A 14,081-nucleotide genomic window follows, 5' to 3' on the forward strand; every position below is an offset into this window, starting at 1 on the left:
CAGGCAACCGTCATCGGGCGCCACGGACCGGGTCGGCGCCCCCGACCTAGCGTGGAGAGATGACCGTGGATGTCGTCCTCCCCTGCCTCGACGAGGCGCGTGCGCTGCGTTGGCTGCTCCCCCGGTTGCCCACCGGCTGTCGCGCGGTCGTCGTCGACAACGGCTCGACGGACGGGAGCGACGCGGTTGCCGCCGAGCACGGCGCCCTCGTCGTGCACGAGGACCGGCGCGGGTTCGGTTCGGCCTGCCACGCCGGCCTGCTGGCGTCGACGGCGGACGTCGTCGCGTTCATGGACGCTGACGGCAGCCTCGACCCGGCCCAGCTGCCCCGGGTGCTCGGACCGGTCCTGGACGGCGCGGCCGACCTGGTGCTCGGACGGCGTCGCCCCACGAGCACGCGGGCGTGGCCGTGGCACCTGCGCTACGCCAACCGCGTGCTCACCGGTCGCCTCGAACGACGGACCGGCCTGAGGCTGCACGACCTGGGTCCCATGCGAGCGGCGCGGCGGTCCGCGCTGCTCGACCTGCGGTTGACGGACCGACGCTCGGGCTACCCGCTCGAGATGGTCGTGAAGGCTGCCGACGAGCACTGGTCCGTCACCGAAATCGACGTGGACTACGCCCCCCGGACGGGCCGCTCGAAGGTGACCGGCACGCCGCTGGGGGTCGTGCGGGCGGTGCGCGACATGTCCGGGGTGCTCGCCTCGTGACGACCGCAGACAGGGCACGGACCCTGGTCCTGCTCGCCAAGGAGCCGGTACCTGGCCGGGTCAAGACCCGGTTGCACAGCGCCTTCTCGCCGATCGAGGCCGCCGAGCTCGCGTCGGCGGCGATCGAGGACACCGTGACCGCCATGACGGCGGCAGACGCCGAGCACCTGCTCGTCGCGCTCGACGGGCGGCCAGGGCCGTGGCTGCCGCCCGGCTTCGAGGTGGTCGGGCAGCCGTCGGGCGATCTCGGGGCACGCCTGACCGCCGCCGTCGACGCCGGTCTCGACCGCGGTGGGCCCGTGCTCCTCGTCGGGATGGACACGCCCCAGCTCTCGCTCGACGTCTCGTTCCGGGGGGCGGACGCCGTTCTCGGGCCGACGGACGACGGCGGTTTCTGGGCCGTCGGCCTGCGCGAGCCCTGCCCCGGCGCCTTCGACGGAGTCCCGATGTCGACGGCCCGCACCGGAGCCGACCAGCTGGCCCGGCTCCACGAGCTCGGCCTGAGCGTGCGGATGTTGCCCCGGCTGCGCGACGTCGACGAGCCTGCCGACGCCCGGGCCGTGGCGCTCGCTCACCCCGACACCCGTTTCGCTGCCGCCTGGCGGCGCCTGACCGGGGTCGACGCCTGATGCGCCCGAACCCGCTCGCGGTCTACGAGTCGGCGCTGGAGGGCGCCTCCGTGGTCGCGGTGGGCTCGGCCGGGGCGGTGACCCTCGCGGTCGCCCGCTGGAGCGACGAGCCCGACGACGTCGACCACCTGATGCTCGCGCGGTGCGAGGCTCCGGTGCTCGACGTCGGGTGCGGCCCCGGCCGGCTGGTGGGGGCGCTCAACGCCCGCGGCGTACCGGCGCTCGGGATCGACGTGTCACCGCGCGCGGTCGAGCAGACCCGCCGCCGCGGGGCGATGGCGCTGCGTCGCGCCGTCGAGCAGCCCGTGCCGGCCGAGGGGCGCTGGGGTACGGTCCTGCTCGCGGACGGCAACATCGGCATCGGTGGCGACCCGGCGGCCCTGTTGCGTCGGTGCCGGCTGCTCGTCGGACCCCGAGGCCTGGTGCTCGTCGAGACGGACGCCGACCCGGACGCCGACGACACCGAGCCGCTCACGCTGCGGTCCGCCGACGGGCACGTGAGCCGGCCCATGCCGTGGGCGCGTGTCGGTGCGCGGACGATGGCCGTCCTGGCGCCGACCTGCGGTTTCGCCGTGCTCGAGCAGTGGCAGCTGAAGGGCCGGACCGTCGTGGCGCTCCGGGCCACCTAGTCGGTCTCGCGCGGCAGCAGGTCGGGATCCGCGGGCGCGCGACGCCCCCGGGTCCACGAGCCCACCCCGGCGCCGACGAGCACCGCGATCACGAGCACGGCGCCCGCGGTCACCAGGGATGTCGTCGGCGCCTCCGGTACCACAGAGTCGTTGCGCCGACGGCTCGCGGCACCGACGATCACCACCGCGAAGATCGCGAGCACCGCGGCCCCCAGCGCGCCGGCCCGCAGCGCCGGCCGCCATCTCGGCTCGACCCGGGGCAGGACGACGAGCCCGAGAAGCACCGCGGCGGGCGCGAGGATCGCGTCGTGCAGCGCGACGCCGCCGGCCATCCAGAGCACGATGCCGGGCCACTGCCTCTGCGGGATCGACGTCAGACCGACCACCGCGCCGACGCCGACGAGCGCGACGCCGACCCCGAGCAGGGCGAGCCGACCGACCGACCACCTCATGCGAGAACCTCGATCCGGTCCACCCACTTGGTCTGCAGGACGCCGGGTCGGTCCGGCGCGATCAGCCGCGCGGGGTATCCGTGATCGAGGTCGAGGTCCTCACCGCCCAGGCGCAGCGCGAGCAGGCTGTCGGGGTGCTGCACGAACGAGGCCGGAAGCACCGACTCCCTGTACGACCCACGCTGCTGCAGGCTGACAAAGCGGACGTCGTCGTCGACCGACCCGTCCGCGAGCGCCACGAGATCCCGAACGCGCACGCCCTCCCACGTCGCCGTCGTGCTCCACCCCTCCACGCAGGCGATCGGCAGCACGACCGTGACCTGCGGCAACGCCTCGAGGTCGGCGCGAGAGAGGAGAACGGTCCGTGCAGGCCCGACGAGGCAGAGCTGCCACGCCGGGTCGGTCGCCGTCACCTCGACGCCTGCGGCTCGGGCCGTCCGGTTCACGGGCAGACCCTGCGGGCCGTTCCCGGCCTGTCTCGGCGAGAGGATGGCGGCTCCCGACAGCGCCGGGACCGTCTGGCCGACCGTCAGGGCGGTCAACCCCAGCACCGTGACGGCGACGCCTGCCAGGAACCCACGGCGCGTCGTCCCCACCTCAGAGGGCTCCGACGGCTCCGCGACGGGTCGCCGGAACGCGTCGACGATGACCGGCAGCTTCACGGCGACGTGCACCACGATCGAGCCGACGAGCACCCAGGCGACCGCGAAGTGCACGCGGACGAACGAGAACGACCACGGGTACCACTGGAAGATGTTCAGCAGCCCGGTCGCCACCTGGAAGATCGCGCTCGCCACGAGCACGGCCACCGACGCTCGCTCGACCGCGTGCAGCGGGCTGCGCAGCCTCGGCCGGGCGAAGAGGGCGGGATAGGCGGCGTACAGCTTGGCCAGCAGCAGCGGGATCGCGGCCAGGCCGGCGGCGACGTGCAGCCCCTGGGTGACCCGGTAGCCCCACACAGGCACGGGCGGGAGCGGGAGCAACGCTGTCGGGTTCTGGTGCAGGTGGGAGAGCAGGCCGGTGAGGAACGCGACGACGATCGCGGTCGCGAGCAGCACGCCGACCCGCGCGACGACGCGGGGGTCGTGGATCGGCGACGCGAAGTCGTCCTGGTCGGGACGCTTCGCCAGGCGCCGGAGCTCGGACAGGCGGCTCATGCTCTCGACGGTATTTCGGACCACGGCCCACGAACCCGGCCGGGCGATGACGGCTACGTGACGATGCCCTTCACCAGGCCGAGGCGAGGACGACCTGGAGCACGACGGTGGTGGCCGCCTGGGCGACGAGCCAGCGTCGGCTCGGCGCGAGGACCGCCGCCGCCGGCACGACCCAGCAGGCCAGAGGCAGCCAGATCCTCTCGACCTCGCCGCGTTCCACACCCGACAGCGCGCCGACGAGGGCGGCGGCGAGAGCGACGAGGACGAGGAGCCGCACGGCCCGCGGCAGGTTCCGCAGGCCCGTCAGCCCGCCCACCCCGGCGGGACCTACGAGCAGGCCGAGGAGCACGAGGTCCGCGACGACGAAGTACGCGTACGGCCGGTCGGCGGCCCGCCCGAGCGACGAGGCGAGGTGGGTCACCGCGACGCCGTCGGGCAGCCAGAACCCTGCGGCCGCCCACGCGCCGGCGCTCGCCAGGACGACGCACCCCGCGATGATCGTCGGCAGCCAGCGCCTCGTGGCGACGCCGACGACGAGCGCGAGCGCACCCATGGGGAGCAGGCCGTAGGACAGGAACGGGCACAGCCCGAGCACGAGCCCGGAGGCCAGCGCCCACGGCCAGCCCCGTTCCCGTGTCGAGGCCAGTGCCAGCAGGGCGATGCCCCAGGCGAGCACGCCGGCGAAGAACGCGTCGGCGGTCGTCGCGAGCCAGAGGGCCGCCGGCGCCAGGACCACCGCAGGCAGCGCGCGCCGCACGACGTCCTGCCCCGGTCCGTCTGCGAGCGCCCGGACGGTGATCGCGACGGCGACGACCGCGCTCGCCCCCACACCGATCACGAGAGCGGCCGCCCAGCCGGCGCCCCCGAGCCCGACCCTGTCCATTCCGGCGAGCAGCAGCGGAAACCCGGGCGGGTGCCCGCGCACGTGGATCGGGTAGTCCAACGCACGGTCGGTGAACGTCCGCAGGAACGCCCCGGGGTCGTCCCGGACCAGCGGCACGACACCGAGGTAGTCGTGCTCGCCCTGCAGCGGCGCCGTCACGGCGGACCAGCCGTCGGTGGTCGCGAGCGCGACCGCGAACGCGGCGGTCACGACCCAGCCCAGCAGCAGGAGCACGCCCCAACGCGCCGACCGCGCGAACGCCGGACCGCAGACGACCACCAAGGTTGCGACGAGCACGGCGACGACCGTCCCGACCGAGACGTGCAGACGAAGATGCCCGACGAACGGCGGCGCGTCGCTGTACGTGATCACGGCGCCGGCGTGCTCGAGCAGGAGGCCGCCGACCCAGACCACGACGAGGCACACAGCCCAGGTCGCGGCGGCCACGACTGCGCGCCTGGACGCTCGGGAGGGCACGATCGCCAGCGTAGGTGCGGGGTCGCCCCGGGATCGGACGACTGCGATGAACGTTGCCGAACATCGCAGCTCGGTGCCGCCCTGGCCGCTCGTCGTCGTCCACGGTTCGGCGGCCCGGCGCGGCGACGCCTCAGGCGACGTAGGCCAGCAGGACCGGCGCCCCGAGACCCGACCACGTGCCCGTGAGGGTGGCCGCACGGTCGGCCGTGGGTGCGTGCCGGTCGAGACGGCGGCAGATGACGATCTGCGGAGCACCCGGCATCTCCATGACCGTCGTCGAGCCGTCGGACGACGAGCTCACGTCGCTGATGGCCGGGACCTCCCGCGAGCGGGACCCGCTCCCGGTGACGCGCACGCTCGGTTCGCGCGGTCCGTCGGCGCCCTCGACCAGCTCCTCGGCCTGGTCGACGCCCGCCAGCAGCACGGACGCAAGCACGCGGGCATAGACGGGGTCCCCGGTCGCGTCGTAGATCCAGCGCCGCCCGAGCACCGAGTGCTCCATGGTGCAGACCAGGAACTGTTCCGTCTCGGGCATCGGGACGCCGCGATAGGTCAGCGGAACCTGGAGCAGGTGCCCGTCGGCAGTCGACAGGACGTGCGTCTCGATACCGACCTCGCCGTCCGGGTCGTCGAACCGGTACGCGCCGACCAGCTCGAACTCCGGCTCCCCCCACGGCTGAGCGGGTACCCAGTCGGCGAGCAGCTCCGCCTTGGTCGGACGGATGGAGGCGCGGTGGATCAGGGCCATCGGCCGACCCTAACGTGCGACCCGTGGACCCACGTCGCTCTGGTCAGCCGAGCAACACCGGTCGCTACAGTCGGCCCATGAGTGTCGTCGACCACCTCGCTCCCCTGTTCGGCAGCTGGCAGGGCACGAACCTCCTGCGCCTGATGCCCACCGACGACTACCAGTCCTCGCCGGCCACCGCGACGGTCGGCGTCACGGCCCTCCGCTTCGTCTCCGTCGCCTATACGTGGGCGGACGGTGACGCCCCGCAGGACGGGCTGATCCTGATCGGCGGCACGGCCGACGAGGCCTCGGCCGTCTGGGTGGACTCCTGGCACACCGGTCCGACGTGGATGAGCTTCACGGGCGGCGTCGAGGACGACGAGCTGCGGCTGAACGGGACCTATCCCGCCGAGGAGGGTCCGGACTGGGGCTGGCAGATCCACGTCCGGCCACGGGATGCCGTCCTCACGATGCACAACGTCGTGCCGGGGCAGGACCCCTACCAGGTGGTCGAGCTCGCGCTGGAACGCGTGGGCACGACGCCGTGAGCGCACCTCACTCGCTCGTCACCGACGCGCCAGCGCCCGACTCGCCCGCCACGCGCTGACGGCCCTCGTTCACCACACCGACGAGCGCGCGGATCCCCAGGCCCACCAGCAGCAGATCGAGCACCATCTGGATCGTCACGATGACGCGCGCGCCCTGGCTCACCGGGCTCAGGTCACCGAAGCCGACGGTCGAGAAGACGGTGACCGTGAAGTAGAGCGCGTCCGTGCGGGTCATCGAGGGCAGGTCGAAACTCCCCTCGTCCACGCGCGACAGCACGGCGTAGCAGCTGGCGAACAGCAGCAGGAACAGCGTCACCGTCACGGTGAGCGCCTCGATCGCGCGCAGAGCTGGGGTCGACGACCGGAGCACCGACCGCATCTGCAACGCGGCCACCGCCGTGAGCACGAGGATGCCGACCGGCAGCAGGAGCCAGAGCGGGACGTCGGCGATGCGGTCGAACGGGAGGAGGGCGTAGACGCCTGTCAGCAGCGCGACGACGCCGACGCAACGGATGACCATCCCGGTGAGGATGCGGCGTCGCTCCCGCCGCGTCCCGAGCTGGCCTGCGCGCACACCGGACACGGCGACCCGGCCTACTGCCGAGCCATGGCGATCCGCAAGCGTTCGTCGGGATCGATGAAGTGGTCGTTGTCGTCGGTGCCGACATCGAGCTGCACCCAGTGGATCTTGCCGGTGAAGCGGCTGGTCCGTGCGGTGTAGCCCGAGCTGACGGTGGTGCCGGACTCGTAGCCGATGTCCGTCGTCTCGTCGGCGGAGAAGATCATCGGCTGCGTCGCTCCGACGCGCCCGCTGCCCACCGGCGTCCCGTCGTGGAAGAGCGTCACGTCGCCCCCCTTGGCCAGCCCGCCGCCGTCGTAGGCGAACTCCATGCGCACCTGGTGCTTGCCCGGCGGCACGGGTTCGTCGGCCGTCACCGTGAACTCCTGGATGCCAAGCATGTTGTAGGTGTACGTCAGGCGACCCGAGCTGACCCACACGCTCCATCCTCCGAACTTGCCTCCCTGTGCGATGAGGACGCCGTGCGCCCCCTCCTCGCGGACGTCGATCTCGGCCGTGACGGAGTACGAGCGGTTCTTGATGCTCACCACGCTGTTCTCCGAGAGCCGGCCCATCCCGGCGAAGAACAGCTGGGACGTCCCCCGGATCAACGTCGGCCGCCCGGCTGTCGGGGGGTCGAACCGCTCGGCCGTGCGGTCGTCGATGGGGAGAACGTTGTACTTGGTCGCCTCGATCAACCAGAGGCGCTGGAGCTTGGCGAGGAGGTCGGGTCGCTCCGCGGCCAGGTTGTGCGCCTGGCTGAAGTCCACGGAGCCGTCGTAGAGCTCCCAGACGTCGTCGTCGAACGCCGGGACGGTGCCGCCGACCATGATCCAGGGCGTGCGGTGCTTGGTGACCGCGCTCCACCCGCGGTGGTAGATGCCGCGGTTGCCGAACATCTCGAAGTACTGCAGGTCATGGCGCTCGGGGCTGTCCGCCTGGTCGAACGTGTACAGCATGCTGGTGCCCTCCATGGGCGACTGCTGCACGCCGTTGACCATCGCCGGCTCGGGCAGCCCGGCCGCCGCCAGGATCGTCGGGGCGACGTCGATCACGTGCGTGAACTGCGAGCGGAGCCCGCCCTTCTCCGCGATGCCGCTCGGCCAGTGCACGATGGTCCCGTTACGGGTGCCGCCCCAGTGCGACGCGATCTGCTTGGTCCACTGCAAGGGCGAGTTCATGGCCCAGGCCCAGCCGACCGCGTAGTGGTTGTACGAGGTGGGCGAACCGAGCTCGTCCATCCGGCTCCGCAGGTACTCCGGCGTCTCCAAGGCAGCCATGCCGTTGAAGTTCGCCATCTCGTTGAACGCGCCGTTCGGCGTGCCCTCGGCCGATGCACCGTTGTCGCCGACGATGTAGTAGATCAGGGTGTCGTCCAGCACCCCGAGGTCCTCGATGGCGTCGATGACGCGCCCGACGTGATGGTCCGTGTGCTCCAGGAACGCCGCGTACACCTCCATCTGGCGCGCCAGCACCGGCTTGAGCTCGTTCGGCATGTCGTCCCACGCCGGGATCTCGTCGTGCCGCGCGGTCAGCACGGTCTCGGCGGGGACGACCCCGAGCTCCTTCTGGCGGACGAACGTGCGCTCGCGCTGGACGTCCCAACCCTCGTCGAACCGCCCTCGATACTTCTCGATCCACTCCTTCGGCACGTGGTGCGGCGCATGCGTGGCGCCCGGAGCGAAGTACATGAAGAACGGCTTGTCCGGCATGAGTGCCTTCTGCTGGCGCACCCACGCCACCGCGTGGTCCGCGAGGTCCTCGGTGAGGTGGTACCCCTCTTCCGCTGTGGCCGGTGGCTCGACGGGCGTCGTCCCCTCGTACAGCGCCGGGTCGTACTGGTTGTTCTCGCCACCGATGAACCCGTAGAAGGTCTCGAACCCTCCTCCTCCGGACGGCCATGCGTCGAAGGGGCCCATGGGCGAGGTCTGCCACACAGGCACCTCGTGGCACTTGCCGAACTGCGCGGTCGAGTACCCGTTGAGCTTGAGCGTCATCGCCAGCGGCGCCTTGGTGTTCGGGCGGACGGAGCTGTTCCCGGGCGCCGACGTCGCGGTCTCGGTGATGCTTCCCATGCCCACCGAGTGGTGATTGCGCCCGGTGAGCATCGCCTGCCGGGTCGGTGCGCACAGCGCCGTGGTGTGGAACCGGTTGTACCGCAGACCACCCTCCGCCAGCCGTTCCGCGGTCGGGGTGCTGCACGGACCGCCGAACGCGCTCGACGCCCCGAAGCCCACATCGTCGAGCAGGATCACCAGCACGTTCGGAGAGCCCTCAGGAGGCAGGAGCGGCTCGATCGGCGGAAACGCCGTGTCCGGGTCCTTCGCGTCGTACGTCGTCAGCGTCGGCGCGGGCCGGTCGGGGATGGGCAGCATCGTGCGGGCGTGGCTGTCGGGTCGCATCGGGAGTCTCCGTCCGGTCTCGGGCGGCATGCCCGCGTCCCTTCACGCTAGGTGCGGGCAGCTGCCGCGACATCACCCCCTACGTGTGAACCTGCTCGGCTACGCATCGAAAGCCGACGTTGCCCGCCGAGGAGTCAGGTGAGCTCGAGCTGCGCGAGTCGACGCGGTAGCGGAAGCAGTACGACTCGTGGCACAGGTAGGAGCCTCCCCGCATCACCCGCGCCGATCCCTGGGCCGGTCCCGTCGGGTCGGAACCGGGCGACGAGCGGTACGTGTCCGTGGCGAACCAGTCCTGGCACCATTCCCAGACGTTCCCGGTGGTGTTGTGCAACCCGAACTCGTTGGGGGCGAACGCTGCCGCCGGGGCCGTGCCCAGGTAGCCGTCCTCGAGCGTGTTCCGGGCGGGGAACTCCCCCTGCCACACGTTCATCCGGTGCTCACCGTCCGGCTCGCGCTCGTCTCCCCAGGGGTAGTGAGCGCCCCCACGACCGCCCCGCGCCGCGCGCTCCCACTCGGCCTCGGTCGGCAACCGGACCCCGGCCCACGAGGCGAACGCGGAGGCATCCGTCCAGCTCACGTGGACCACCGGGTGGTCGGCACGGTCGGCCACGTCGGAGTGCGGTCCTTCGGGATGGCGCCAGTCCGAGCCCTCGACCTGGCGCCACCACGGCGTGCCGACGACGCTCCGGGTGGGCGGGAAGTCATCGGGCAGCAGGCCCGCGAAGACGAACGACCAGCCGTAGACCTCGGCCTCCGTGCGATACCCCGTCGCGTCGACGAAGCCGGCGAACTGGGCGTTCGTCACCGCGGTCCGCATCATCCGGAACGGTCGGAGCCGCACGACGTGGGCCGGCCCCTCGCCGTCGGAGGGGTAGCCGTCGGGTCCGTCGTGCCCCATGACGAACTCGCCGCCGGGCACGTCGACCATGTCGGCGAGGACGGAGGCGCGCAGCCTCGCGGTGACGTCTGCAGCGAGCGTGGGGACGCCGAGCGGGATCGTCGCCGGTCCGTGGTCGTGCCCGGCTCCGGGAGCGCAACACGCATGATCGGTGGTCACGGCCTCATCCTCCTACGACGGGGCTCGTCGGCGGCGTGACCTCAGGCCTCCTCGGTCGGGCCCTCCCACGTGCGCGGGCTCAGGTCCGGGCGCGTGTTCTCGTAGTCGCCCGCCAGGAGCGGCGACGAGATGATCATGTCCGCGGTCGAGACGTTGCACGCCATCGGGACGTTCCAGACCGTCGCGATCCGCAGCAGCGCCTTCACGTCCGGGTCGTGCGGCTGAGGCTCCAGCGGGTCCCAGAAGAAGATCAGCATGGAGATGGAGCCCTCGGCGATGCGGGCGCCGATCTGCTGGTCGCCTCCCACCGGACCGGACAGGAAGCGGTGCACCGGGAGCCCGAGCTCGTACTCGAGCATCGTGCCGGTGGTGCCGGTGGCGTAGAGCACGTGATCGGCCAGGGTGCCGCGGTTGTACTCCGCCCACCGCAGCAGCTCCACCTTCTTGTTGTCGTGGGCGACGAGCGCGATGTGACGCGGGCTGCTGGTTGCGGTCATGGCACCTCCCGGGGCTGAGCCCAGTCTGGGCGCGCCGACGCAGCGCGTACAGGTCGGCTCGGGCCATTCGGCCCTACGGGGCTGTTCCACCGCGGCGAAGACTGGAGGTCCCCGCACCGTCGCGGGGACCCGCACAGGGAAGCAGCTCAGCGAGGAGTGCGCGCCATGGACACCATGAGGGCCGGCGTCGTCCGGTCGTTCACCGAGGATCTCGACGTGACGGAGGTCGCGGTCCCCGCGGTCGGTCCGCACGAGGCACTGGTCCGCGTCGACTACTCAGGGGTGTGCCACACCGACCTGCACGCCGCTCGCGGGGACTGGCCCGTCAAGCCCACACCGCCCTTCGTCCCCGGGCACGAGGGCGTCGGGCACGTCGTCGCGGTCGGCGCGGGCGTCACGCGCGTCGCGGTCGGCGACCTCGTCGGCAACGCCTGGCTCGCATCGGCGTGCGGCGAGTGCGAGTACTGCGAGACCGGCTGGGAGACGCTGTGCCCGAACCAGCGCAACAGCGGCTACTCGGTGGACGGTTCCTTCGGCCAGTACATGGTCGTCGACTCGCGGTACTGCCCGGTGATCCCCTCCGGCGTCGACCCGGCCGGCGCGGCACCCGTGCTGTGCGCCGGCGTGACCGTCTACAAGGGCCTCAAGATGACCGACACGCGTCCGGGCGAGTGGGTGCTGGTCTCCGGCATCGGCGGACTCGGCCACCTCGCCGTGCAGTACGCCGTCGCGATGGGGCGGCGCGTGGCGGCGATCGACGTCGACGAGACCAAGCTCGCGCTCGCGACCAAGCACGGGGCCGAGGTCGTGGTGAACGCCGCGCTCGAGGCGGACCCGGCTGCGCGGCTCCAGGAGCTCACGGGCGGGGTGCACGGCGCGCTGGTGACGGCCGTCAACGCGCACGCGTTCCCGCAGGCCGTCGGCGCGCTGCGTCGGGGCGGCACCGTGGCGCTCGTCGGGCTGCCGCCGGACCAGTTCCCGCTCGACATCTTCACGACGGTGCTGTTCGGGCTGACGGTGCGCGGTTCCATCGTCGGCACACGAAAGGACATGACCGAGGCGCTCGACTTCTACGCCCGCGGCCTGATCCACCCGACCTACACGCTCCGGCCGCTCAAGGACATCAACGCGATCTTCGCCGAGATGCTCCGCGGCGAGATCGACGGCCGCGTGGTCCTGGACCTGCGGTAGTCCGCGGCGTCAGAAGACCGGCTTGCCTCCCGTGACGCCCAGGACCGTGCCGGAGACGTACGACGCGGTCGACTGCGCGGCCAGGAAGACGAAGGCCGGGGCGACCTCGGCCGGTTGTCCCGCTCGGCCCAGCGGGGTGTCCGTGCCGAACGCCTCGATCTTCTCCGGCGGCTGGGTGGCCGGCTGCAGCGGCGTCCAGATCGGGCCGGGGGCTACCGCGTTGACCCGGATGCCGCGCGGTCCCAGCTCGGAGGCGAGATTGACCGTGATGTTGTTGATCGCGGCCTTGGTCGAGGCGTAGTCGAGCAGGGCCTCCGACGGCTGGTAGGCCTGGATCGAGGAGTTGTTGAGGATGACGCTGCCCTCGCCCAGGTGCTCGAGGGCGGCCTGCGTCACCCAGAACAGGGCGTAGAGGTTCGTCTTGAGGACCCGGTCGAGCTGCTCGGTGGTGATGTCCGCGATCGACGACCGCCTCGCCCACTGGTAGCCGGCGTTGTTCACCAGGATGTCGAGGCCACCGAGCTCGTCGACGGCGCGCGCCACGGCGTCGCGGGCCTGCTGCTCGTCGCGGAGGTCGGCTGCGACGAGCACGCACCGGCGGCCCGCGCGCTCGACCCAGGCGGCGGTCTCGTCGGCGTCGACCTTCTCCTCGGGCAGGAACACGATCGCGACGTCGGCGCCCTCGCGAGCGAACGCGATCGCGACGGCCCGGCCGATCCCGGAGTCCCCGCCCGTGATGAGCACCCGCCTGCCTGACAGCAGGTCGGAGCCCCGGTAGCTGGACTCGCCGTGGTCGGGGACCGGTGACATGCGGCTGGTCAGCCCGGGTGGTTGCTGCTGCTGGGCGGGGAACTGCGGCGTGCTGTCGGACATGATTCGCTCCCTGCACGACGTGCCGGTGCCGCCTGCTTCAGCTGGTCGAGCCTCTCACCGAGCGGCCGCCGGTGCGCGACGAGTGCAACGTCACGACAAGTCCGAGCTCGTGCACGACCTCCGGTCCCACGCCGGGACCGGAGGCGTCCGCGGCGGCGCCTAAGCGCGCGACCTGCCCCGTCCGAGCAGCCAGCCGATCAGGCTGATCACGAGGAGGGCGATGCCGATCCACAGCAGCACCTTCGCTGCGGTGACGGCGACGCCCAGGATGATCATGACGACACCGATGATGATGAGGATGAGCCACAGAGCCACGGCCGTGCCTTCCTGGACGAGGCGACGTCGCCGTCGCCGGTGTGGTCCCCACCGCTGCTTGATCGGGACATCTGCATCGTCGTCCCGGTCGGGCGTCGCCGCACGTCGTGCGACCGTTCGCCTGTGGCGTCACAACCCCTCGAACACGTCCGTCAGCACCGGGTCCGGTCGTCCCGGCGGCCACGCGATCGCGTAGTTCTCGACGCCGACCGTGCGCCGCCACAGGTCGTCGGACCCGTCCCACAGGACGTGGCGCTGGGTGCGATGCTCGAGCAGACCGTCGACGACCGCCTGCGCGACCGGACGCGAGTCGACCGTGATCCCGAGCAGCTCGTCGGGGAAGCCGCGCAGGTGGTACGTGCGGTTCGGGTCCCAGAGCGGCTTGCCGTGCCGGGCCAGCGACGCCTGCATCCGCTCGAAGAGCGCCGTCGGGATCCCGCCGTGCACGAGCCGGTGCAGGCCCGGGCCGCCGTCCTGGCGCACCCGCTCGAACGCCAGGTCCGTCGCCCGGCCGATCGTCACGTGGTCGGGGTGGCCGGTGACGCCATCGGGACCGAAGGTCATCACGACCGCCGGACGCTCCTCGTCGAGGAACCTGGCGACGGTGTCGACGAGCTCGTCGAACGGCGCGTCCGGGAGGCGACCGTCCGGCAGCCCGAGGAAGTCGTGCCGGGCCGGCGCGACCCCGGCGGCGAGCCACCCCCGGCGTGACTCCTCACGACGGACCGCCGCGAGCGTCTCGGGCGTGGCGTCGACGCCCGGGGCGATCTCCCCCGCGTCACCGTCCGTCGCGTGCAGCACGGTGAGCCGGAACTCGGGGTCGTCGCGGTGCAGCGCGACGGTGCCGTAGACCGCGTAGGCCTCGTCGTCGGGGTGCGCGACGCACACGGCGAGACCGTGCGCCGCGGGGACCGGTTCCATGGCTCCACCGTGGCCGGACCGCGCGGTGGGAGCAACCCGTTTGCTCGACCG

The 14,081-nt window shown here is 72.1% G+C and carries 16 protein-coding genes; 5 read left to right on the plus strand and 11 right to left on the minus strand.

Translation table 11 applies throughout. From position 1 onward, the window contains the following. Positions 1-59 precede the first annotated feature (59 nt). The 3 genes from AC1DUE_RS09075 to AC1DUE_RS09085 are packed head-to-tail and all read left to right on the plus strand — an operon-like array spanning position 60 to position 1,968. Entirely contained in the window at positions 60-710 is a 651-nt protein-coding gene (locus AC1DUE_RS09075) for a glycosyltransferase family 2 protein (RefSeq protein WP_477039077.1), read from the plus strand. Beyond that, positions 707-1,339 (plus strand): TIGR04282 family arsenosugar biosynthesis glycosyltransferase, encoded by a 633-nt coding sequence (locus AC1DUE_RS09080; protein WP_477039078.1) that lies wholly within the window; start codon positions 707-709, stop codon positions 1,337-1,339. Before AC1DUE_RS09075 ends, AC1DUE_RS09080 begins: the two co-directional genes overlap by 4 nt. Then, positions 1,339-1,968: a class I SAM-dependent methyltransferase gene (locus tag AC1DUE_RS09085; RefSeq protein ID WP_477039079.1), complete on the plus strand. Its 630-nt coding sequence runs from the start codon at positions 1,339-1,341 to the stop codon at positions 1,966-1,968. The genes AC1DUE_RS09080 and AC1DUE_RS09085 overlap by 1 nt, the downstream gene beginning before the upstream one ends. Here the strand turns inward: AC1DUE_RS09085 and AC1DUE_RS09090 are convergent. The 4 genes from AC1DUE_RS09090 to AC1DUE_RS09105 form a co-directional block, all read right to left on the minus strand. Then, positions 1,965-2,420 carry a hypothetical protein gene (locus tag AC1DUE_RS09090; protein ID WP_477039080.1) on the minus strand — a complete coding sequence of 152 codons (456 nt, stop codon included), beginning with the start codon at positions 2,418-2,420 and terminating at the stop codon, positions 1,965-1,967. The two genes, AC1DUE_RS09085 and AC1DUE_RS09090, sit on opposite strands and share 4 nt — an antisense overlap. Then, entirely contained in the window at positions 2,417-3,577 is a 1,161-nt protein-coding gene (locus tag AC1DUE_RS09095; protein WP_477039081.1) for a molybdopterin-dependent oxidoreductase, read from the minus strand. The genes AC1DUE_RS09090 and AC1DUE_RS09095 overlap by 4 nt, the downstream gene beginning before the upstream one ends. Positions 3,578-3,647: 70 nt before the next feature. Beyond that, a complete protein-coding gene (locus tag AC1DUE_RS09100) occupies positions 3,648-4,937 on the minus strand; it encodes a hypothetical protein (RefSeq protein WP_477039082.1) in 1,290 nt (429 codons plus the stop codon). Positions 4,938-5,067: 130 nt separating this feature from the next. Next, on the minus strand, positions 5,068-5,685 hold the full coding sequence (locus tag AC1DUE_RS09105; protein ID WP_477039083.1) for a CG0192-related protein: 618 nt from the start codon (positions 5,683-5,685) through the stop codon (positions 5,068-5,070). 77 nt (positions 5,686-5,762) lie between these two features. Here AC1DUE_RS09105 and AC1DUE_RS09110 point away from each other — a divergent pair, with 77 nt between their 5' ends. Further along, on the plus strand, positions 5,763-6,215 hold the full coding sequence (locus AC1DUE_RS09110) for a DUF1579 family protein (protein ID WP_477039084.1): 453 nt from the start codon (positions 5,763-5,765) through the stop codon (positions 6,213-6,215). Between the two features lie 7 nt (positions 6,216-6,222). On the opposite strand, the gene AC1DUE_RS09115 is transcribed toward AC1DUE_RS09110, so the two are convergent. The 4 genes from AC1DUE_RS09115 to AC1DUE_RS09130 all read right to left on the minus strand — a co-directional run bounded on the left by AC1DUE_RS09115 (position 6,223) and on the right by AC1DUE_RS09130 (position 10,730). Next, on the minus strand, positions 6,223-6,735 hold the full coding sequence (locus AC1DUE_RS09115; RefSeq protein ID WP_477039085.1) for a potassium channel family protein: 513 nt from the start codon (positions 6,733-6,735) through the stop codon (positions 6,223-6,225). Between the two features lie 74 nt (positions 6,736-6,809). Next, the gene (locus AC1DUE_RS09120) at positions 6,810-9,176 is read right to left on the minus strand and encodes a sulfatase-like hydrolase/transferase (protein WP_477039086.1); all 2,367 of its coding nucleotides are present in this window, start codon (positions 9,174-9,176) and stop codon (positions 6,810-6,812) included. Between the two features lie 79 nt (positions 9,177-9,255). Further along, complete coding sequence (locus AC1DUE_RS09125; RefSeq protein ID WP_477039087.1) at positions 9,256-10,233, minus strand: formylglycine-generating enzyme family protein; 978 nt, start codon at positions 10,231-10,233, stop codon at positions 9,256-9,258. A gap of 41 nt (positions 10,234-10,274) precedes the next feature. Beyond that, complete coding sequence (locus AC1DUE_RS09130) at positions 10,275-10,730, minus strand: methylglyoxal synthase (protein WP_477039088.1); 456 nt, start codon at positions 10,728-10,730, stop codon at positions 10,275-10,277. 174 nt (positions 10,731-10,904) lie between these two features. Here AC1DUE_RS09130 and adhP point away from each other — a divergent pair, with 174 nt between their 5' ends. Further along, positions 10,905-11,921, plus strand: coding sequence for an alcohol dehydrogenase AdhP (adhP, locus tag AC1DUE_RS09135; protein WP_477039275.1), 1,017 nt, complete (start codon positions 10,905-10,907; stop codon positions 11,919-11,921). A 9-nt stretch (positions 11,922-11,930) separates the two neighbouring features. On the opposite strand, the gene AC1DUE_RS09140 is transcribed toward adhP, so the two are convergent. From AC1DUE_RS09140 to AC1DUE_RS09150, 3 genes are all read right to left on the minus strand, one after another. After that, positions 11,931-12,794 carry an SDR family oxidoreductase gene (locus tag AC1DUE_RS09140; protein WP_477039089.1) on the minus strand — a complete coding sequence of 288 codons (864 nt, stop codon included), beginning with the start codon at positions 12,792-12,794 and terminating at the stop codon, positions 11,931-11,933. Between the two features lie 159 nt (positions 12,795-12,953). Then, positions 12,954-13,109 carry a hypothetical protein gene (locus tag AC1DUE_RS09145; protein WP_477039090.1) on the minus strand — a complete coding sequence of 52 codons (156 nt, stop codon included), beginning with the start codon at positions 13,107-13,109 and terminating at the stop codon, positions 12,954-12,956. 129 nt (positions 13,110-13,238) lie between these two features. Further along, complete coding sequence (locus AC1DUE_RS09150; RefSeq protein ID WP_477039091.1) at positions 13,239-14,030, minus strand: PIG-L deacetylase family protein; 792 nt, start codon at positions 14,028-14,030, stop codon at positions 13,239-13,241. Positions 14,031-14,081 lie beyond the last annotated feature (51 nt).

The organism is Cellulomonas sp. P4_A2 (assembly GCF_056402515.1).

What these genes read in the sequence shown, in the direction of transcription:
- AC1DUE_RS09075 (WP_477039077.1), top strand. Translation starts at nt 60, where the DNA reads ATGACCGTGGATGTCGTCCTCCCCTGCCTCGACGAGGCGCGTGCGCTG.
- AC1DUE_RS09085 (WP_477039079.1), top strand. Translation starts at nt 1,339, where the DNA reads ATGCGCCCGAACCCGCTCGCGGTCTACGAGTCGGCGCTGGAGGGCGCC.
- AC1DUE_RS09090 (WP_477039080.1), bottom strand. Translation starts at nt 2,420, where the DNA reads ATGAGGTGGTCGGTCGGTCGGCTCGCCCTGCTCGGGGTCGGCGTCGCG.
- AC1DUE_RS09095 (WP_477039081.1), bottom strand. Translation starts at nt 3,577, where the DNA reads ATGAGCCGCCTGTCCGAGCTCCGGCGCCTGGCGAAGCGTCCCGACCAG.
- AC1DUE_RS09105 (WP_477039083.1), bottom strand. Translation starts at nt 5,685, where the DNA reads ATGGCCCTGATCCACCGCGCCTCCATCCGTCCGACCAAGGCGGAGCTG.
- AC1DUE_RS09110 (WP_477039084.1), top strand. Translation starts at nt 5,763, where the DNA reads ATGAGTGTCGTCGACCACCTCGCTCCCCTGTTCGGCAGCTGGCAGGGC.
- AC1DUE_RS09115 (WP_477039085.1), bottom strand. Translation starts at nt 6,735, where the DNA reads ATGGTCATCCGTTGCGTCGGCGTCGTCGCGCTGCTGACAGGCGTCTAC.
- AC1DUE_RS09120 (WP_477039086.1), bottom strand. Translation starts at nt 9,176, where the DNA reads ATGCGACCCGACAGCCACGCCCGCACGATGCTGCCCATCCCCGACCGG.
- AC1DUE_RS09130 (WP_477039088.1), bottom strand. Translation starts at nt 10,730, where the DNA reads ATGACCGCAACCAGCAGCCCGCGTCACATCGCGCTCGTCGCCCACGAC.
- adhP (WP_477039275.1), top strand. Translation starts at nt 10,905, where the DNA reads ATGAGGGCCGGCGTCGTCCGGTCGTTCACCGAGGATCTCGACGTGACG.
- AC1DUE_RS09140 (WP_477039089.1), bottom strand. Translation starts at nt 12,794, where the DNA reads ATGTCCGACAGCACGCCGCAGTTCCCCGCCCAGCAGCAGCAACCACCC.
- AC1DUE_RS09150 (WP_477039091.1), bottom strand. Translation starts at nt 14,030, where the DNA reads ATGGAACCGGTCCCCGCGGCGCACGGTCTCGCCGTGTGCGTCGCGCAC.